This window comes from Xenophilus azovorans DSM 13620, from assembly GCF_000745855.1.
Classification (GTDB): Bacteria; Pseudomonadota; Gammaproteobacteria; order Burkholderiales; family Burkholderiaceae_C; genus Xenophilus; species Xenophilus azovorans.
The window spans coordinates 21,546-41,245 of sequence record NZ_JQKD01000044.1 but is presented as its reverse complement, the minus strand read 5'-3'; the positions used below and the strand labels follow the sequence as shown (position 1 = coordinate 41,245).

Below are 19,700 nucleotides of genomic sequence, written 5' to 3'. Positions count from 1 at the left end.
ACGACGTGCTGGCCTTCATGACCTTCCCGCGAGCGCACTGGGCGCAGATCTACAGCACCAACCCGCTGGAGCGGCTGAACGCGGAGATCAAGCGACGCACCAACGTCGTGGGCATCTTCCCCAACGATGCGTCCATCGTGCGCCTGGTCGGCGCCATGATGCTGGAGCAGAACGACGAGTGGTCGCTCAACCGGCGCTACATGCAACTTGAAGGCCTGCAGACCCTGAGCGACACTGCGCCCACTCGGCTGTCCGCTGTGGCTCGCTGAGTACCGTGCATCTCAGCCTCGTCCGGGCTGTGGACTTACACCACGAATTGGGACACGACCGAAATTTTCCCGTCGCCAAGTTCGCGTCGCGCAGGCCCATATACGCATTGGTAAAGAAGCATCGTTCAGGCGGAATACCGAATTCCTTCAACATGCCCAAGAGGTTTGTCCAACTTGGCACATGCGATTGCGGCTCACCGTCAGCGCCAATGACGACTTCGCCACCTCTCGCCAGCGTTTCTTTGAAGGCATTCAGCGAGTGGAAGTCATGCCCCAGGACCATCACACCCTCGGTGGGCATAGACGGCCACGGCCGACCAGGCGCGGTCGCCCAAAGCCCTGCTCCACCCGGAAAAAATGCCGTGCCAGGAATCCGTTCAGGCACCACAACGACTCCTGTGGGAAATGGCTGAACAGAGGTCAGTTCAGCGAATAGCATTTCGACAGGATGGCGCATAGGGTCCTCTGCATCGTTTGCGCCGGAACTGGAGAAAGCAGTTGCCGTGCGTCCCAAGCCGGCAGAGCTGAAGAACGGACTCAGGCGACCCGCTCCGCGATCAGCACCGCGAAGAAGCCCAGCGCCGCGAGCAGCGTCCACTTGAGCACCACCCAGCCGATGCGGCGATATTTCACCTGGCCGGTGGCGGCGTAGAAGGCGAAGCACACGCCCGCCACCAGCAGCAGGAGCAGGATGGCCCAGCGGAAGAGCAGCATGCGAAGGAGGCGGCCGGCAGCGCCCTACCAGGCGCGCGCTACCTCGGCAAAGCCGCGCGGCGCGGCGCGCTCGTCGTCGAAGGTGACGACGCGGTACGCCTCGGGCTGCGCCAGCAGCGCGCGCAGCAGCTTGTTGTTCAGCGCGTGGCCGGAGCGGAAGGCGCTGTAGGCCGCCAGCAGCGGCTTGCCGACGATGTACAGGTCGCCCATCGCGTCGAGGATCTTGTGTTTGACGAACTCGTCGTCGTAGCGCAGCCCGCCGGCATTGAGCACCTTGGTGTCGTCCATGACGATGGCGTTGTCCAGCCCGCCGCCCAGCGCCAGGCCCTTGCTGCGCATGTACTCCACCTCCTTGGTGAAGCCGAAGGTGCGCGCACGCGCGATGTCGCGGTTGTACTGGCCGCTGCCGAGGTCGAACTCGAAGCGCTGGCCGGTCGAGTTGACGACCTTGTGGTCGAAGTCGATCTCGAAGCTGAGCCTGAAGCCGTGGTACGGATCGAGCCGCGCCCACTTCTCGTTGGCGCCCTCGCCTTCGCGCACCTCCACCGGCGCCAGCACCTCGATGAAGCGGCGCGGCGCCTTCTGCAACTCGACGCCCGCGCTCTGCAGCAGGAACACGAACGAGGCGGCCGAGCCGTCGAGGATCGGCACCTCGTCGGCCGTGATGTCGATGTAGAGGTTGTCGATGCCGATGCCGGCGCAGGCCGACATGATGTGCTCCACCGTCTGCACCTTGGCGCCGCCGTTGGAGACGGTGGAGGCCAGCCGCGTGTCGGTCACCGCCTCCGCGTTCATCGGGATGTCGACCGGCTCCGGCAGGTCGACCCGCCGGAACACGATGCCCGTGTCCGCCGGCGCCGGCCGCAGCGTCAGCTCCACCCGCTGCCCGCTGTGCAGCCCCACGCCGACGGCGCGGGAGATGGACTTGAGCGTGCGTTGCTGGAGCATCCGGCCGATTTTAGGTGCCGGCCTCTCCTGGCGCGTCCTCAGCCTGTCTATGGCAGCGATAGTCAGCATGGGCAAGCCCAACGGGACCGACTGATGGGGCAGCAAGCGTAGCGAGCGGCCCGAGGTTGCGCCGAGGACCGCAGCCGTACTCGCGTACGGCGAGGACCGCAGGCGCAAGATCGGGCCGCGCAGTAGCTTGATGCCCCGTCAGTCAGCTTGGCGGCGGAGGAAGGCGGGGATCTCGAAGTCGTCCATGCCGCCGGCCGTCAGCGCATCGATCTTCGCGGCGGCGTTCGTGCGGTTGGTCCCCCACACGCGCGGCACCGTCAGCGGGTCGTACGCCGGCTGCTGCCCCATCCCCGTGCCCACGTTCGGCACGCCGAAGGGGATGTTGTCGGTGCCGGTGCGGATGACCTGCAGCTCGGGCTGGCCGCGGCCGGCGTTCTGGCGCGAAAGCCCGGTGGCCACCACCGTCACGCGCATCTCGTCGCCCAGGCGCTCGTCGTAGGCGGCGCCGTAGATGACGTGCGCGTCCGGCGAGGCGTACGCGCGGATGGTGTTCATCGCCAGCTTCGACTCCGACAGCTTCAGCGAGGCCTTCGACGCCGTCACCAGCACCAGCACGCCCTTGGCGCCGGACAGGTCGATGCCCTCCAGCAGCGGGCAGGCCACGGCCTGTTCGGAGGCGATGCGCGCGCGGTCGGGGCCGCTGGCCGAGGCAGTGCCCATCATGGCCTTGCCGGGCTCGCCCATCACCGTGCGCACGTCCTCGAAGTCGACGTTCACGTGGCCGTACTCGTTGATGATCTCGGCGATGCCGCCGACGGCGTTCTTCAGCACGTCGTTGGCGTGGCCGAAGGCCTCTTCCTGCGTCACGTCGTCGCCCAGCACGTCGAGCAGCTTCTCGTTCAGGATGACGATGAGCGAATCGACGTTCGCCTCCAGCTCGGCCAGGCCCTGCTCTGCGTTGGTCATGCGCTTGCCGCCTTCCCAGTCGAAGGGCTTGGTCACCACGCCGACGGTGAGGATGCCCATCTCCTTGGCCACGCGGGCGATCACCGGCGCCGCCCCGGTGCCGGTGCCGCCACCCATGCCGGCGGTGATGAACAGCATGTGCGCGCCCTCGATGGCCTGGCGGATGTCGTCCACCGCCACCTCGGCCGACTCGCGGCCGATCTGGGGCTTGCTGCCGGCGCCGCGGCCGGTCAGGCCGAGCTGCAGGGACTTGTGCGAGTGGCCGCGATTGAGCGCCTGGGCGTCGGTGTTGGCGCAGATGAACTCCACGCCCTGCACCCCGCGCTCGATCATGTGCGCGACGGCGTTGCCGCCACCGCCGCCGACACCGATCACCTTGATCTGCGTGCCCCGGTTGAACTCTTCGGTTTCGATCATTTCGATGGGCATCATGGACTCCTTGATTGCTTGCAGTTGCCGTGTATGAAAAGAGAGGTTGCTTTTTGGTCTTGCTCGTGATTCGTGAGTGAACGCACCGGGCATCAAGGCGGTGGACCGCGCCTTCGCCATCGCTCGTTGAAATGGCGCGGTGGACTGCGCACAAGAAAACGCCGGGCCGCCCCAAGTTTTCTTGCCCCCCTCGGGGGGCGGGCTGGGCAACGCCCAGCCCTGGGGGCTCGGTTCATCAACCAGAGATCGTGCGGATAGAGCATCAGAAGTTCCCCACGATGAAGTCCTTGAAGCGGCCGAAGGCCGTCTTCACCGAGCCACTCTTCTGTGCCACCTTGTAGCCGCGCATGCGGGCGTGGCGCGCTTCCTCGAGCAGCCCCATGACGGTGGCCGCGCGCGGCTGGGCCACCATGTCCGACAGCGCGCTCGAATACTTGGGGATGCCGCGGCGCACGGGCTTGAGGAAGATGTCCTCGGCCAGCTCGACCATGCCGGGCATCACCGCGCTGCCGCCGGTGAGCACCACGCCGGACGAGAGCACTTCCTCGTAGCCCGACTCGCGCACCACCTGCTGCACCAGCGAGAAGATCTCCTCGATGCGCGGCTCGATCACGCCGGCCAGCGCCTGCTTGCTCAGGAGGCGCGGGCCGCGGTCGCCCAGGCCGGGCACCTCCACCTGCGTCTCCGGGTCGGCCAGCAGTTGCTTGGCGAAGCCGTTCTCGACCTTGATGTCCTCGGCGTCCTTGGTGGGCGTGCGCAGCGCCATCGCGATGTCGCTGGTGATCAGGTCGCCGGCGATCGGGATGACGGCCGTGTGGCGGATCGCGCCGCCGGTGAAGATGGCCACGTCGGTGGTGCCGGCACCGATGTCCACCAGCACCACGCCCAGCTCGCGCTCGTCCTCGGTCAGCACCGCCTGGCTGGAGGCCAGCGGGTTGAGCATGAGCTGGTCCACCTCCAGCCCGCAGCGGCGCACGCACTTGATGATGTTCTCGGCCGCGCTCTGAGCGCCGGTGACGATGTGCACCTTGGCTTCGAGCCGCATGCCGCTCATGCCGATGGGCTCCTTCACGTCCTGCCCGTCGATCACGAACTCCTGCGGCTCCACCAGCAGGAGGCGCTGGTCGCTGGAGATGTTGATGGCGCGCGCCGTCTCGACCACGCGGGCGACGTCGGTGGCGGTGACTTCCTTGTCCTTGACGGCCACCATGCCGCTGGAGTTGATGCCGCGGATGTGGCTGCCGGTGATGCCGGTGTAGACGCGGCTGATCTTGCAGTCCGCCATGAACTCGGCTTCCTTGAGCGCCTGCTGGATGCTCTGCACGGTGGCGTCGATGTTGACCACCACGCCGCGCTTGAGGCCGTTGCTCGGCGCCACGCCCAGCCCGGCCAGCTTGAGCTCGCCACCGGGCAGCACCTCCGCCACCACCACCATCACCTTGGCGGTGCCGATGTCGAGTCCGACGACCAGGTCTTTGTAGTCTTTGGCCATTGTGAGATGTCCTCGCGGTTCCTTCTTTCGCTCTTCTCGCTATTTCTTCCGTGCCGGGGGCGTGCCGCCCTCCGGCGCCACGGTCACGCCGCGCAGCCGGATGGCGTAGGCGTCGGCATGGCGCAGGTCGGCGCTTTCCACGGCGTCCACGGTGCGGCCGTACTGCGCCGCCACGTGGCGCACGCTGCGCAGGAAGCGCTGCACGCGCGCCGTCACCTCGTCGCTGTCGCCCCGCCCCAGCTCGATACTGGCGCCGTTGTCCAGCCGCACCTGCCAGCTTCCGCGGCTGGACAGGCTCAGCTGCTCGACGTCCAGCTCGGCCGCCGCGAACAGCGGCGCCAGCTCGTGGTACATGCCCAGCACGTGGCCGGCCTGGTCGTCGGGGCCGGCCAGGCGCGGCAGGTCGTCGCCCGCCTCGGCGCTGTTGGCCTCGAACACCTCGCCGTAGCTGTTGACCAGGCGCGACTCCGACTCGTCGCCCCAGTGCGCCACCGGCCGGTGCTCGGTCAGGGTGGCGCGCAGCCGGTCGGGGAACTCGCGCCGCACGACCGCCTTGCGCACCCAGGGCACCGACTCGAAGGCGGCGCGCGCCTGGGCCAGGTCCACGGTGAAGAAGTTGCCGCGCAACTGCGGCGTCACGTTGGCGCGCAGGGTCACGGCGTTGTTGTGCGTCACGTCGCCGTCCACCTTGATGCCCCCCAGCGGGAAGAAGGGCTGGCGCAGCACCCACCATGCGCCGGCGGCCAGCAGCATCACGCCGAACAGGGCGAACAGCAGCGTGGCCAGCACGTTCATGAGCCGGACGTCGAAGGGTGCGGGCAGGGTGTCGGCCATGGTCGAACGCCTCAGGCAGCGCCCTCCTCTGCGGAGGTCGGCCGCGCCGAATCGAGCGTGGCGGTGGCCAGCACGCGCAGGCACAGCTCCTCGTAGTCGATGCCGGCGGCACGCGCCGACATCGGCACCAGCGAGTGGCTGGTCATGCCGGGCGAGGTGTTCATCTCCAGCAGGAAGGGCTTGCGGTCGCCGGCGCGGATCATCAGGTCGGCCCGGCCCCAGCCACGGCAGCCCAGCGTGCGGTAGGCGGCCAGGGTGATGTGGCGGATCTCCTCTTCCAGCGCGTCGGGCAGGCCGGCCGGGCAGTGGTACTTCACCTCGTCGGTGAAGTACTTGTTCTGGTAGTCGTAGGCGCCCTCGGGCGCGGCGATGCGCACCACCGGCAGCGCCACGGCATCGAGGCCGCTGCCGAGCACGGGACAGGTCACTTCCTCGCCCTCGATGAACTCCTCGCACAGCACGTCGGGGTCGTAGCGCGCCGACAGCTTCACGGCGTCCTGCATCTCGGAATAGCCGCGCACCTTGGTCACGCCGATGGAGGAGCCCTCGCGCGGCGGCTTGACGATCAACGGCAGGCCCAGCACGTCGGGCACGGCGCGCACCTGCTCGCGCGACTGCTGGTCTTCGGCCAGGCGCACGTACTTCGGCGTGGGCAGGCCGTCGGCCTGCCACAGGCGCTTGGTCATCACCTTGTCCATCGCCACGCTGGAGGCCATGACGCCGGAGCCGGTGTAGGGGATGCCCAGCAGTTCCAGCGCGCCCTGCACCGTGCCGTCCTCGCCGTGGCGGCCGTGCAGCGCGATGAAGCAACGCGCGAAGCCCTCGCGCTTCAGGTCGGCGAGGTCGCGCTCGGCGGGATCGAAGGCATGCGCGTCGACGCCGCGCGAGCGCAGCGCCAGCAGCACGCCGCTGCCGGACATGAGCGACACCTCGCGTTCGGCGGAGCTGCCGCCGAAGAGCACCGCCACCTTGCCGAGGGCCTTGGGGTCGATCGGGGTCATGCTGCCCGTCCTTCCTGCATGGATGCGCCGTCGGCCAGCGCGACCACCTTGCCCGGCACCGCGCCGATGGAGCCGGCGCCCATGCACAGCACCACGTCGCCGTCGCGCGCGTTGTCCAGCACGGCCTGCGGCATGGCGGCGATGTCGTCGACGAAGACCGGCTCCACCTTGCCGGCCACGCGCAGGGCGCGCGCCAGGCTGCGGCCGTCGGCGGCCACGATGGGCGCCTCGCCGGCGGCATACACCTCCGACAGCAGCACCGCGTCTGCGCTGCCGATGACCTTGACGAAGTCCTCGAAGCAGTCGCGCGTGCGGGTGTAACGGTGCGGCTGGAAGGCCAGCACCAGCCGCCGGCCGGGGAAGGCGCCGCGCGCCGCGGCCAGGGTGGCGGCCATCTCGACCGGATGGTGGCCGTAGTCGTCGATCAGCGTGAAGGTGCCGCCGGCGGACGCCGCGATCTCGCCGTAGCGCTGGAAGCGCCGGCCCACGCCCTTGAAGCCGGCCAGGCCGCGCTGCACCGCCTCGTCGGGGATGCCCAGCTCCACCGCCATCGCGATGATCGCCAGCGCGTTGCGCACGTTGTGCTCGCCCGGCAGGTTGAGCACGACGGGCAGGTCGGGCAGCACCACGCCGTTGCGGCGCTGGGCGGTGAAGTGCATCTGGCCGCCGGCCGCGCGCACGTCGATGGCGCGCACCTGCGCATCCTCGGCGAAGCCGTAGCTGGTCACCGGGCAGGTGACCTGGGGCACGATGCCGCGCACCGCCGGATCGTCGGTGCACAGGATCGCCACGCCGTAGAAGGGCATGCGGTGCAGGAAGTCGACGAAGGCCTGCTGCAGCCGGCCGAAGTCGTGGCCGTAGGTCTCCATGTGGTCGGCGTCGATGTTGGTGACGACCGCCATCACGGGCAGCAGGTTGAGGAAGGAGGCGTCGGACTCGTCGGCCTCGACCACGATGTAGTCGCCGCCGCCCAGCCGCGCGTTGGCGCCGGCGCTGTTCAGGCGCCCGCCGATGACGAAGGTCGGATCGAGCCCCGCCGCCGCCAGCACGCTGGCCGCCAGGCTGGTGGTGGTGGTCTTGCCGTGCGTGCCGGCGATGGCGATGCCCTGCTTCAGGCGCATCAGCTCGGCCAGCATCAGGGCGCGCGGCACCACCGGGATGCGGCGCTCGCGCGCGGAGACCACCTCGGGGTTGTCGGGCTTGACCGCGGTGGAGGTCACCACCGCGTCGGCGCCCTCGATGTGGGCCGCCGCGTGACCGACGAAGGTGCGGATGCCCAGCCCGGCCAGGCGGCGCAGCGTCGCGCTGTCGGCCAGGTCGGAGCCGGAGATGGCGTAGCCCAGGTTCAGCAGCACCTCGGCGATGCCGCTCATGCCGGAGCCGCCCACGCCCACGAAGTGAATGTGACGGATCGCGTGCTTCATGCGCGGCCTCCCTTCACGAGTTCCTCGCAGGCATTCGCCACCTCCCGGGTGGCTTCGGTCTTTTCGAGCGTCTTGGCCTTGAGCGCGCGGTCCAGCAGCGCCGGGCGTTCGGTTTTCAGGAGCAAGTCGGACAGCAGTTCAGGGGTCAGGTCGGTCTGCTGCACCAGCCAGGCCGCGCCCGCGTCGGCGAGGAAGCGGGCGTTGGTGGTCTGGTGGTCGTCGACCGCCGACGGAAAGGGAACGAACAGCGCGGCGGCGCCCACGGCAGCGATCTCGGTCACCGTGCTGGCGCCGGCGCGCGCCACGATCAGGTCGGCCTCGGCATAGGCCTCGGCCGGGTTGTCGATGAAGGGCGTCAGCTCGGCCTCGACGCCCGCGGCCGCGTAGTTGGCGCGCAGTTCGTCGATCTGCTTCTCGCCGCTCTGGTGCAGCACGATCGGCCGCTCCCCGGGCGCGATGCGCGCCAGTGCCTTCGGCACGACGGCATTGAGCGCCTTGGCGCCCAGGCTGCCGCCGACCACCAGCAGCTTCAGCGGCCCGCTGCGGCCGGCGAAGCGCTCGGCGGGCGGGCTCTGGCGCAGGAATTCCTCGCGCAGCGGGTTGCCCACCCACTTCGCCTTGGGCATGACATGGGGGAAGGCGGTGAACACCCGGTCGGCCACGCCGGCCAGCACCTTGTTGGCCATGCCGGCCACCGAGTTCTGCTCGTGCAGCACCAGCGGCCGGCCCAGCAGCACGCCCATCATCCCGCCCGGGAAGGTGATGTAGCCGCCCAGGCCGACCACCACGTCGGGCTTCACGCGGCGCACCACCGCGATGCTCTGCCAGAAGGCGCGCAGCAGCTTGAGCGGCAGGAGCGCCAGCGTGAGCAGGCCCTTGCCGCGCACGCCGCCGAACTGCACCGGCTCGAAGGCGAAGCCGCGCGGCGGCACCAGCCGCTCTTCCATGCTGCCCGGCGCGCCCAGCCAGTGCACGCGCCAGCCGCGCGCGCGCAGCTCTTCCGCCACGGCCAGGCCGGGGAAGATGTGGCCGCCGGTGCCGCCTGCCATGACCAGGGCTGTCCTCATACGCGGCCTCCGCGCATCAGCGGCGCTGACGCGCCTCGCAGCGCTACGCGCTGCACGCGGTTTTGGTGAAACCGCATCCTCATACGCGGCCTCCGCGCATGAGGACGCGGTTTTCGTAGTCGACCCGCAGCACGAGCGCCAAGGCGATCAGGTTCAGCAGCATGGCCGAGCCGCCGAAGCTCATCAGCGGCAGGCCCAGGCCCTTGGTGGGCAGCGCGCCGAGGTTCACGCCCACGTTGATGAAGGCCTGGAAGCCCATCCAGATGCCCACGCCCTGCGCCACCAGGCCGGCGAAGACGCGGTCCAGCGCGATGGCCTGGCGGCCGATGTGCATGATGCGGCGCGTCAGCCAGAAGAACAGGCAGATGATCAGCAGCAGGCCGACCAGGCCGAACTCCTCTCCCAGCACGGCCAGCAGGAAGTCGGTGTGCGCCTCGGGCAGCCAGTGCAGCTTCTCGACGCTGCCGCCCAGGCCGACGCCGAAGATCTCGCCGCGGCCGATGGCGATGAGCGCGTGCGAGAGCTGGTAGCCCTTGCCCAGCGCGTGCTCCTCGCTGAAGGGATCGAGGTACGCGAAGATGCGCTCGCGCCGCCAGGGGCTGGCCGCCACCATGATGGCGAAGGCCACCACCACCAGCGCGGCGATCAGGAAGAACATGCGCGCGTTCACGCCGCCCAGGAACAGGATGCCCATGGCGATGACCGCGATCACCACGAAGGCGCCCATGTCCGGCTCGGCCAGCAGCAGCATGCCCACCACCACCACCGCCAGCGCCATCGGGATCACGGCGCGGAAGAAGCGCTCCTTGATCTCCATCTTGCGCACCATGTAGCTGGAGGCGTAGAGCACCATCGCCAGCTTGGCCAGCTCCGAGGGCTGGAAGTTCATGAGGCCCAGCGGCAGCCAGCGCCGCGCGCCGTTGACGACGCGGCCGATGTGCGGGATCAGCACCAGCACCAGCAGCAGGATGGAGACGATGAACAGCCACGGCGCGATGCGCTCCCACTGGCGCATCGGCACCTGGAAGGCCAGCAGCCCGGCGATGAAGGCGATGGCGATGAAGGCGCCGTGGCGCAGCACGAAGAAGCCCTGGCCGTAGTTGGCGCGCGCGAAGCGCGGGTTGTCGCCCAGCGCGATGGAGGCCGAATACACCATCACCAGGCCCCAGGCCAGCAGCGCGACGATGACCCACAGCATCGCCTGGTCGAAGCCCAGCACGCGCACCGGCGCGGCCTTGGTCTGCGTGAAGTCGCTGCCGCCCAGGCGCACCGGCAGGTGCATGGGCAGCGCGTCCATGCCGCGGCGGGCGCGGCCGAACAGGCCGGAGAGGCCCGAGAGGAAGCCCGGACGGGCGTTGGGCGTGGCGGCGGCGGGGCTGCTCATGTCGCGTCCTCTCCCTCGACGGGCGCGGCGGCGCCCTCGCGCATCGGCGCCGGGTCGTCGGCCAGCGCCTGCACGGCGCCCCGGAACACCTCGGCGCGGTGCGCGTAGTCGCGGAACATGTCGAAGCTGGCGCAGGCGGGCGACAGCAGCACCGCGTCGCCGGGCTGCGCGCGGCGCGCAGCCAGCAGCACGGCCTCGTCCATCGACGCGGCGTCCAGCAGCGGCACGCCGGTGCCTTCCAGCGCGGCGCGGAGGATCGGCGCGTCGCGGCCGATCAGCACCACGGCGCGGGCGTAGCGGCCCACCGGTTCGGCCAGCGGGCCGAAGTCCTGGCCCTTGCCCTCGCCGCCCGCGATCAGCACGATGCGCCGCTGGACGACGGCCCCCACGCTCGGCACTTCGTGTCCTCGCTGCCCCCCAAGGGGGCTCTCGCTTGCTTGGGGCGGCCCGGCGCTGCGCTCGCCGCCCAGGCCCAGCAGCGCGGCCGCGGTGGCGCCGACGTTGGTGCCCTTGCTGTCGTCGAAGAACTCGATGTCGTCGACCAGCGCAACCGGCTCCACGCGGTGCGGCTCGCCGGCGTACTCGCGCAGGCCGTAGAGCATCGGCGCCAGCGGGCAGCCGGCGGCCACGGCCAGCGCCAGCGCGGCCAGCGCGTTCATGGCGTTGTGCTGGCCGCGGATGCGCAGCGCGTCGGCGGGCATCAGGCGCTGCAGGTGGATCTCTTCCTCATCACTTGAAGCCCCCACATTCGGCACTGCGTGTCCTCGCTGCCCCCCGAGGGGGTGCGCGCTTGCTTGGGGCGGCCCGGCGCGGCGCGCGGCGCCGCGCTTGCGCTTCTGCGTCTCGTCGGCCTCGTGCGCGCGCACCAGCCAGGCCATGCCGTTGACGCGCTCGATGCCGAAGTCGCCCGGGCGCTGCGGCAGGCCGCTGCCGAAGGTGACGTGCGCGCGCTGCTGCGGCCGCTGCAGCTTCGCGCGCACCGGCGGCGGCAGCATCGCCATCACCGCCTCGTCGTCGCGGTTGAGCACCATCAGGCCGCGCTCGCCGAAGATGCGCGCCTTGGCCGCCGCATACGCCGCCATGTCGCCATGCCAGTCCAGGTGGTCCTGCGTGATGTTGAGCGCCGTGGCGGCCGTCGGCTCGAAGCCGCGCACGCCGTCGAGCTGGAAGCTGGACAGCTCCAGCACCCATGCCTGCGGCAGGTCGCCCGCGTCCATCCGCTCGGCCAGCGTGTCGAGCAGGCTGGGGCCGATGTTGCCGGCCACGGCCACCGTGCGCCCGGCCCGCTCGACCAGCAGGCCGGTGAGCGAGGTGACGGTGGTCTTGCCGTTGGTGCCGGTGACGGCGAGCACGGCGGGGCGGTAGCCGGTTTCGGCCGGCGGCGGGGCGATGACGGGCGCGGGCGCCTCGTCGTCGGATGCGGGGGCGGGTTCGGCGGCGGCCGGGGCCTCCTCGGCCTGCGCTTCGGCCGGTGCCTCGGCCTCCGGAACTTCGTCGGCCTGCGGCGTCTCGTCGGCCTCGCGCAGATCGGCCAGCGCCTGCACGAACAGGTCCAGCTCGCCGCCCACCGGCAGCCCGATGGCGCGCGCCGCGTCGGCCACCGGCGCGATGGCGGCCGGCGACAGGCCGGGCGAGCGGTACACGGCGCGGATCGGCGTGCCTTCGACCAGCGCCGCGCTGAACGGGCCGCCGACGAACTTCACCTGCGGCAACTGCTCGCGCAGCACGGCCAACTGCGGCGGCGCCTCGCGCGTGTCGGCCACCGTCACCTGCGCGCCGTGGCGCGCGCACCAGCGCGCCATCGCCAGCCCGGACGCGCCGAGGCCGAGGACGAGGACGTGCAGATCCTGGAGGTGCTTCATCGCCGGTTCACCTCAGCTTCAGGGTGGACAGCCCCACCAGGCACAGCAGCATGGTGATGATCCAGAAGCGCACCACCACCTGGGTCTCGCGCCAGCCGCTCTTCTCGAAGTGATGGTGCAAGGGTGCCATCTTCAGCACGCGCCGGCCCTCGCCATAGCGTTTCTTCGTGTATTTGAAGTAGCTGACCTGTGCCATCACCGAGATGGCCTCGACCACGAAGATGCCGCCCATCACGAAGAACACGATCTCCTGGCGCACGATGACGGCCACCGTGCCCAGCGCGCCGCCCAGCGCCAGCGCGCCCACGTCGCCCATGAAGACCTGCGCCGGGTGCGTGTTGAACCACAGGAAGGCCAGGCCCGCGCCCGCCATCGCGGAGCAGAACACCAGCAGCTCGCCCGAGCCGGGAATGTGCGGGAACAGCAGGTACTTGCTGTAGACGGCGCTGCCGGTGACGTAGGCGAACACGCCCAGCGCCGAGCCGACCATCACCACCGGCATGATGGCCAGCCCGTCCAGCCCGTCGGTGAGGTTGACCGCGTTGCTGGCGCCGACGATGACCAGGTAGGTCAGGATCACGAAGCCGATGCCGCCCAGCGGATAGCTGATCTCCTTGAAGAAGGGCAGCAGCAGGTGCGTCTTGGGCGGGAAGTCCATGTCGAAGCCGGAACTCACCCAGTTGACGAACAGCTCCAGCACGCGGCCGTTGGAGCTTTCGGAAATGGCGAACAGCAGGTAGAAGGCCGCTATCAGCCCGATCAGCGACTGCCAGAAGTACTTCTCGCGCGAGCGCATGCCCTCCGGGTCCTTGTTGACGACCTTGCGCCAGTCGTCCACCCAGCCGATGGCGCCGAAGCCCAGCGTGACCCACAGCACGACCCACACGAAGCGGTTCGACAGGTCGAACCACAGCAGCGTGGCCAGCGCGATCGAGAACAGCACCAGCACGCCGCCCATGGTGGGCGTGCCGCTCTTGGAGAGGTGCGTCTCCATCGCGTAGCCGCGCACCGGCTGGCCGATCTTCAGCGCCGTCAGGCGGCCGATCACCCAGGGGCCCGCGGCCAGGCCGAACAGCAGCGCGGTCACCGCCGCCATCAGCGCGCGGAAGGTCAGGTACTGGAACACGCGCAGGAAGCCCAGCTCCGGCGAGAGGGTCTGCAACCATTGGGTCAGGCTCAGCAGCATGCGCGCGCGCCGGGTTCATGCACCATGGCCGGCCTCCTCGTTGTCGTCGTTGTCGCGGGCGGGCGCGAGCGCCGCCTCGACGGCCTGCACCACGCGCTCCATCCGCATGAACCGCGAGCCCTTGACCAGCACGCTGCCCCACGCGGGCAGCTGCTCGCGCACCGCGGCGTTGAGCGCATCGATGTCGGCGAAGTGGCGGCCCTCGCGGCCGAAGGCGGCGATGGCATGCGCGCAGGCCTCGCCCAGCCCGTACACCGCGTCGATGCCGCGCCGGCGCGCCCACTCGCCCACCTCGGCATGGAACTGCGGGCCCTGGTCGCCGACCTCGCCCATGTCGCCCAGCACCAGCAGGCGCGGGCCCGGCAGTTCGGCCAGCACGTCGATGGCGGCGCGTGCGGAATCGGGGTTGGCGTTGTAGCTGTCGTCCACCAGCGTCAGCGGCGCGGCGCCGGCGCGCGCCACCAGCCGGCTGCGCGAGCGGCCCTTGACCGGCTCGAAGGCCGCCAGGCCGCGCGCGATCTCGTCCAGCGACACGCCCGCCGCCAGCGCGCAGGCGGTGGCCGCCAGCGCGTTGTGCAGGTTGTGGCGGCCCGCGATGTGCAGGTGCGTCGCCAGCGGCCCCAGCGGCGTGCGGATCTCCAGCGCCCACGCCTCGCCCTGCCAGTGCGCCTCGCCCAGCGCGATGTCGGCATCGGCCGAAGTGCCGAAGCGGATGCAGCGGCGCCCGGCCTCCTCGCGCGCCATCGATTCCCACAGCTCGCTGTAGTCGTCGCCGGCCGGGAAGATCGCGGTGCCCTGCGGCGGCAGCGCAGCGAACACGCTGCCGTTCTCGCGCGCCACCGCCTCCACCGTGGCCATGAATTCCTGGTGCTCGCGCTGTGCGTTGTTCACCAGCGCCACCGTGGGCTGCGCGATGGCGGCCAGCCGCGCGATCTCGCCGGGGTGGTTCATGCCCAGCTCGACCACCGCCAGGCGGTGCTCGGGCCGCAGGCGCATCAGCGTCAGCGGCAGGCCGACCTCGTTGTTGAAGTTGCCTTCGGTGGCCAGCGCGCGCGCGCCGGCCGAGGTGCGCAGGATCGCCGCGATCATCTGCGTCACCGTCGTCTTGCCATTGCTGCCGGTGACGGCGATCAGCGGCAGTTCGAACTGCATCCGCCAGCCGTGCGCGATGGCGCCGAGCGCGGCCAGCGTGTCGGGCACCTCCAGACCGGGCAGGCCGGCCTGTGCCAGCCCGGCCTGCGCCACGGCCGCCACGGCGCCGTGCGCGCGCGCCTGGGGCAGGAAGGCATGGCCGTCGAAGCGCTCGCCCTTCAGGGCCACGAACAGGTCGCCGGCGGCGAGGCTACGGCTGTCGGTGTGGACGCGGGCGACCGGCGTGGCGCCGTCGCCCACCAGGCGAGCGCCGGGCACCCAGGCCAACGCCTGCTGCAGGGTGAAGAGCATCGTGCCGGTCATGCTGCGCTCCTGGCGCGCAGCGCCGCTTCGGCGTGCACGCGGTCGGAGAAGGGCTGGCGCCGGCCGGCGATCTCCTGCCAGGCCTCGTGGCCCTTGCCCGCGATCAGCACCACGTCGGCCGTGTCGGCCTCGGCGATCGTCTCGGCGATGGCCGCTGCGCGGTCGACCTGCACGCGGGCCGCCTCCGGCCGTGCCAGGCCGCGCAGGATCTGGCTCAGGATCCGATCGGGCGACTCGCCGCGCGGGTTGTCGCTGGTGAGCACTACCACGTCGGCGCGCGCCTCGGCCACGGCGCCCATCATCGGGCGCTTGAGCGGGTCGCGGTCGCCGCCGCAGCCGAAGACGCACCACAGCCGCCCGCCGCGCTGCGCCGCGAAGGCGCGCAGGCCGGCCAGCGCCTTGTCCAGCGCGTCGGGCGTGTGAGCGTAGTCGATCACGGCCAGCGGCGCGTGCTGGCCGCCCCCGGGAAGACGCTGGGCCGCTCCCGAGTCTTCCTGCTCCCCTTGGGGGACGAAGCCGGCGTGCCGGCTTCCGGGGGCTGTCACGATTTCCATGCGGCCGGGCACGCTGCCCAGGTCGCGGCAGGCAGCCACGGCCGCTTCCAGCGACAGGCCCAGCGCCCGCAGCGTGCCGATGACCCCCAGCAGGTTCGCCACGTTGTAGTCGCCGATCAGGCCGGTGGCCAGGCGCACCGGCGCCATGCCGTCCTCCACCACGGTGAAGGCCAGCCCCTGCCCGCCGTGGCCGACGTCGCGCGCCTCGAGCCGCGCGCCGTGGCCGGCGGACGAGAGCGTCCAGATGTCCAGGCCCGGTGCCGCGCCGGCGTCCAGCAGGTCCTTCACCAGGGCGGCGCCCTTCACGTCGTCGATGTTGACCACCGCCGCGCGCAGGCCCGGCCAGCGGAACAGTTCCGCCTTGGCCTGCCAGTAGGCCTCCATGCTGCCGTGGTAGTCCAGGTGGTCCTGCGTGAAGTTGGTGAACACGGCCACCGCGATGCGCGTGCCGTCCAGCCGCCGCTCGGCCAGGCCGATGGAGGAGGCCTCGATGGCGCAGGCGCCGAAGCCGGCGCGCACGAAGTGGCGCAGCGCCCGCTGCAGCATGACGGGGTCGGGCGTGGTCAGGCCGGTGTATTCCAGCGCCGGCGGCACGCCCATGCCGAGGGTGCCGACGACGGCGCAGGGCGAGGGCCCCGCGCCCGTGCAGGCGGTGAGCGCCTGCGCCAGCCACCAGGCGGTCGAGGTCTTGCCGTTGGTGCCGGTGACGGCCAGCACGTCCAGCGCATGCGAGGGCTGCTCGTAGTAGGCGGCGGCGATCGGGCCGGTGGCGGCCTTCAGGCCGGCATAGGCGGCGACGGACGCGCCGCCGGCGCCGCCCTCCCGCGCGAAGCCGAAGGCGTCCGCGCCCTCGTGCTCCACCAGGCAGGCGGCCGCCCCCTGCGCCAGCGCCGCGCCGACGAACTGCCGCCCGTCGACGGCCGCGCCCGGCCAGGCGATGAAGCCGTCGCCGCGGCCGACGCGGCGGCTGTCGGCGAACAGGTCGCCCTGCACGCGCTGGTGTAGCCAGCGCGCGGCCTCGTCGGGGCTGCGGAGCATCTGCAGGGCCATCAGAAGCTCTCCTCCACGCCCTCGGTCACGACCAGGGGCTTGACGGCCAGGTCCGGCGGCACGTTCATCATGCGCAGCGTCTGCTGCACCACCTCGCTGAACACCGGCGCCGCCACCGCGCCGCCGTAGTACTGGCCGGCACTGGGCTCGTCGATCATCACCGCCACGATGATGCGCGGCTTGTCGATCGGCGCCATGCCGGTGAACCAGGCGCGGTACTTGTTGCTGGCGTAGCCCTTGCCCACCTGCTTGTGGGCCGTGCCGGACTTGCCGCCGACCGAGTAGCCCACCGTCTGCGCGCGCTGGCCGGTGCCGCCGGGGCCGGCGGCCATCTGCAGCATCTTGCGCACGGCGCGCGCGTTCTCGGCCGAGAACACCTTCACCCCCACCGCCGGCTCGCTGCTCTTGAGGATGGTGGCCGGGATGACGCGGCCGTCGTGCGCGAAGGCGGTGTACGAGTGCGCCATCTGGAACAGCGAGGCCGACAGGCCGTAGCCGTAGGACATGGTGGCCTGCTCCACCGGCTTCCACGTCTTCCAGGGGCGCAGCCGGCCGCTGACGGCGCCGGGGAAGGCGATCTGCGGCTTCTGCCCGTAGCCCAGCGCGGTGTAGACGTCCCACATCTCGTGCGGGCTCATCTTCTGCGCGATCTTCAGCGCGCCCACGTTGCTGGACTTCTGGATCACGCCCTCCACCGTGAGCGCGCCGTAGTTGTGCGTGTCGCGGATGGTGAAGCCGCCGAGCTGGTAGCGCCCGGGCGAGGTGTCGATGACGGTCTGCGGCCTGATGCGGCCCGCCTCCATCGCCATCGCCACGGTGATGGGCTTCATGGTCGAGCCGGGCTCGAAGGTGTCGGTGAGGGCGCGGTTGCGCAGTTGCTCGCCGGTGAGGTTCTGGCGCCTGTCGGGCGAGTAGCTGGGGTAGTTGGCCAGCGCCAGCACCTCGCCGGTGACGGCGTCGAGCACCACCACGCTGCCCGCCCTGGCTTTGTTGGCGGTGACGGCGTCGCGCAGTTTCTGGTAGGCGAAGAACTGCACCTTGCTGTCGATCGCGAGCTGAATGTCCTTGCCGTCCACCGGCGGCACCACCTCGCCCACGCCCTCGATCACGCGGCCGAGGCGGTCCTTGATGACGCGCTGCGAGCCGGGCTGGCCGGCCAGCGCCTTGTCGAAGGCCAGCTCGATGCCTTCCTGGCCGTGGTCCTCCACGTTGGTGAAGCCCACCACGTGCGCGGCCGCCTCGCCCTCGGGGTACTGGCGCTTGTACTCGCGCGTCTGGTGCAGGCCCTTGATGTTCAGCGCCGCGATCTGCTTGGCGATGGGCTCGTCCACCTGGCGCTGGATCCACACGAAGGTCTTGTCCTCGTCGGCGAGCTTCTTGTCCAGGTCCTTGGGCGCCATGCCCAGCAGCTTGGCCACCTGGCGCAGCCTGGCCTTGGTGTCCGGATCGTCGCGCTCGATGTCCTCGGGAATCGCCCAGATGCTGGGCGCGATGACGCTGGAGGCGAGGATCAGCCCGTTGCGGTCGAGGATGCGGCCCCGGTTGGCCGGCAGCGCCAGCGTGCGCTCGAAGCGCACCGTGCCCTGGCGCAGGAAGAAGTCGTTGCCGATCACCTGCACGTACACCGCGCGCCCGGCCAGCACCACGAAGCCCAGCGCGATGCTGGCGACGATGAACTTGCTGCGCCAGACCGGCGTCTTGCTCGCCAGCAGGGGGCTGGTGGTGTAGCGCACGCTGCGGCTGGTGCTCATCGCCCGCTCCTGCCGGTTGCCGCGCCGGCGCGGCCGGCGACTGCCGCCGCGGCGGCCTGGCGCGCGGCCTCTTCCGGCGGCAGCGGGGCGACGCCCGGGATCACCGTACCGTCGGCGCGCACGTACTGGGTGATGGCCGGCGTGGTGGTGCGCATCCTGAGCTGCTCCTTGGCCAGCTTCTCGATGCGCAGCGGCGTGGCCTGGGCCCGCTTGTCCACCTGCAGCCGCTCGAACTCCGTCTCCAGCGTGCGCGCCTCGCTCTGCGCCCGGTACAGCTGCGTGTAGAGCTGGCGCGAACGGTACTGGGTGTGCACCAGCACCATGGCCGTGACGATCACGGCCAGCAGCAGGAAGAGGTTCAGGCGCGTGATCAAGCCGCCACCTCCGTGCGTTCGGCCACGCGCAGGATCGCGCTGCGCGCGCGCGGATTGGCCGCCACCTCGGCCGCCGACGGGCGCACGCGCCCGAGCGCGCGCAGCTTCATCGCCTTGGGCGCGGCGAAGGGCGCGCGGCGGTCGAACACCTCGCGCGAATGGGCGGCGATGAACTGCTTGACGATGCGGTCTTCCAGCGAGTGGAAGCTGATCACCGCCAGCCGGCCTCCGGGTTGCAGCACGTTCAGGCTCGCTCCTAGCGCCTGTTGCAGCTCTTCAAGCTCGGCGTTGACGTGAATCCGAAGAGCCTGAAATGTGCGCGTTGCAGGGTTCTGGCCCGGCTCGCGGGTTTTGACCGCGCCAGCCACGAGCTCGGCCAGCTCGGCGGTGGTTGAAACTGGGCCCCGTTCCTGTCGGCGAGCAGCAATCGCCTTTGCAATCTGAACAGCAAACCGTTCTTCGCCATAGTCACGAATCACCTCTGCAATCTGCTGTGTGTCGGCCGTCGCCAGCCACTCGGCCGCGCTCTGGCCGCGCGTGGTGTCCATGCGCATGTCGAGGGGGCCGTCGAAACGAAAAGAAAAACCCCGTGCGGGGTCGTCGATCTGGGGGGAGCTGACGCCGAGATCCATGAGGATCCCGGCCACGCTGCCCGGGGGCAGCGCTCCCAGCCCCGTGAAGCCTTCGTGCCGGATGGCAAAGCGCGCATCGGCGATGCGCCCCGCTTCCGCCACCGCCTCCGGGTCCTTGTCGAAGGCGATCAGCCGGCCCTGCGGCCCCAGTTGCTCCAGGATGCGGCGCGCGTGGCCGCCGCGCCCGAAGGTCGCGTCCACGAAGGTGCCGCCGGGCGCCGCAGCCCCACCCAGCAGGGCGTCGACGGCTTCCTGCAGCAGCACCGTGGTGTGGACGAGGGGCGTATTCAAGCGGCCGC

At 70.7% G+C, this 19,700-nt stretch carries 17 protein-coding genes; 1 reads left to right on the top strand and 16 read right to left on the bottom strand.

Translation table 11 applies throughout. The annotated features are described in order from the left end of the window. The coding region (locus tag Q392_RS20675; RefSeq protein WP_038211732.1) for an IS256 family transposase at window positions 1-269 on the top strand (269 nt) is incomplete at its 5' end. 537 nt (window positions 270-806) lie between these two features. Here the strand turns inward: Q392_RS20675 and Q392_RS33440 are convergent. From Q392_RS33440 to rsmH, 16 genes are all read right to left on the bottom strand, one after another. Then, window positions 807-983 (bottom strand): hypothetical protein, encoded by a 177-nt coding sequence (locus Q392_RS33440; protein WP_169748321.1) that lies wholly within the window; start codon window positions 981-983, stop codon window positions 807-809. 24 nt (window positions 984-1,007) lie between these two features. Next, entirely contained in the window at window positions 1,008-1,931 is a 924-nt protein-coding gene (gene lpxC / locus Q392_RS20670) for a UDP-3-O-acyl-N-acetylglucosamine deacetylase (protein WP_038211730.1), read from the bottom strand. Between the two features lie 207 nt (window positions 1,932-2,138). Then, window positions 2,139-3,335: a cell division protein FtsZ gene (ftsZ, locus tag Q392_RS20665; RefSeq protein WP_038211745.1), complete on the bottom strand. Its 1,197-nt coding sequence runs from the start codon at window positions 3,333-3,335 to the stop codon at window positions 2,139-2,141. Between the two features lie 262 nt (window positions 3,336-3,597). Further along, window positions 3,598-4,827, bottom strand: a complete 1,230-nt coding sequence (gene ftsA / locus Q392_RS20660; protein WP_038211727.1) for a cell division protein FtsA — start codon at window positions 4,825-4,827, stop codon at window positions 3,598-3,600. Between the two features lie 39 nt (window positions 4,828-4,866). Then, a complete protein-coding gene (locus tag Q392_RS20655) occupies window positions 4,867-5,661 on the bottom strand; it encodes a cell division protein FtsQ/DivIB (RefSeq protein ID WP_038211726.1) in 795 nt (264 codons plus the stop codon). An 11-nt stretch (window positions 5,662-5,672) separates the two neighbouring features. After that, on the bottom strand, window positions 5,673-6,662 hold the full coding sequence (locus tag Q392_RS20650) for a D-alanine--D-alanine ligase (RefSeq protein WP_038211725.1): 990 nt from the start codon (window positions 6,660-6,662) through the stop codon (window positions 5,673-5,675). Continuing rightward, window positions 6,659-8,086, bottom strand: a complete 1,428-nt coding sequence (gene murC / locus Q392_RS20645) for a UDP-N-acetylmuramate--L-alanine ligase (protein ID WP_038211724.1) — start codon at window positions 8,084-8,086, stop codon at window positions 6,659-6,661. The genes Q392_RS20650 and murC overlap by 4 nt, the downstream gene beginning before the upstream one ends. Next, window positions 8,083-9,153 carry an undecaprenyldiphospho-muramoylpentapeptide beta-N-acetylglucosaminyltransferase gene (murG, locus tag Q392_RS20640; protein WP_038211722.1) on the bottom strand — a complete coding sequence of 357 codons (1,071 nt, stop codon included), beginning with the start codon at window positions 9,151-9,153 and terminating at the stop codon, window positions 8,083-8,085. The genes murC and murG overlap by 4 nt, the downstream gene beginning before the upstream one ends. A 79-nt stretch (window positions 9,154-9,232) precedes the next feature. Beyond that, entirely contained in the window at window positions 9,233-10,537 is a 1,305-nt protein-coding gene (ftsW, locus tag Q392_RS20635) for a putative lipid II flippase FtsW (RefSeq protein WP_038211720.1), read from the bottom strand. Then, window positions 10,534-12,399 (bottom strand): Mur ligase family protein, encoded by a 1,866-nt coding sequence (locus tag Q392_RS20630; protein WP_051953796.1) that lies wholly within the window; start codon window positions 12,397-12,399, stop codon window positions 10,534-10,536. The genes ftsW and Q392_RS20630 overlap by 4 nt, the downstream gene beginning before the upstream one ends. Window positions 12,400-12,406: 7 nt before the next feature. Then, entirely contained in the window at window positions 12,407-13,585 is a 1,179-nt protein-coding gene (mraY, locus tag Q392_RS20625; protein WP_038211719.1) for a phospho-N-acetylmuramoyl-pentapeptide-transferase, read from the bottom strand. A 15-nt stretch (window positions 13,586-13,600) separates the two neighbouring features. Next, window positions 13,601-15,040, bottom strand: a complete 1,440-nt coding sequence (locus tag Q392_RS20620; protein WP_211260265.1) for a UDP-N-acetylmuramoyl-tripeptide--D-alanyl-D-alanine ligase — start codon at window positions 15,038-15,040, stop codon at window positions 13,601-13,603. Then, a complete protein-coding gene (locus Q392_RS20615) occupies window positions 15,037-16,644 on the bottom strand; it encodes a UDP-N-acetylmuramoyl-L-alanyl-D-glutamate--2,6-diaminopimelate ligase (RefSeq protein ID WP_038211718.1) in 1,608 nt (535 codons plus the stop codon). Before Q392_RS20615 ends, Q392_RS20620 begins: the two co-directional genes overlap by 4 nt. Beyond that, window positions 16,644-18,395 carry a peptidoglycan D,D-transpeptidase FtsI family protein gene (locus tag Q392_RS20610; protein WP_038211716.1) on the bottom strand — a complete coding sequence of 584 codons (1,752 nt, stop codon included), beginning with the start codon at window positions 18,393-18,395 and terminating at the stop codon, window positions 16,644-16,646. Before Q392_RS20610 ends, Q392_RS20615 begins: the two co-directional genes overlap by 1 nt. Beyond that, window positions 18,392-18,766 carry a cell division protein FtsL gene (gene ftsL, locus Q392_RS20605; RefSeq protein WP_038211740.1) on the bottom strand — a complete coding sequence of 125 codons (375 nt, stop codon included), beginning with the start codon at window positions 18,764-18,766 and terminating at the stop codon, window positions 18,392-18,394. Before ftsL ends, Q392_RS20610 begins: the two co-directional genes overlap by 4 nt. Further along, complete coding sequence (gene rsmH, locus Q392_RS20600) at window positions 18,766-19,692, bottom strand: 16S rRNA (cytosine(1402)-N(4))-methyltransferase RsmH (protein WP_038211714.1); 927 nt, start codon at window positions 19,690-19,692, stop codon at window positions 18,766-18,768. The genes ftsL and rsmH overlap by 1 nt, the downstream gene beginning before the upstream one ends. Between the last annotated feature and the right edge of the window lie 8 nt (window positions 19,693-19,700).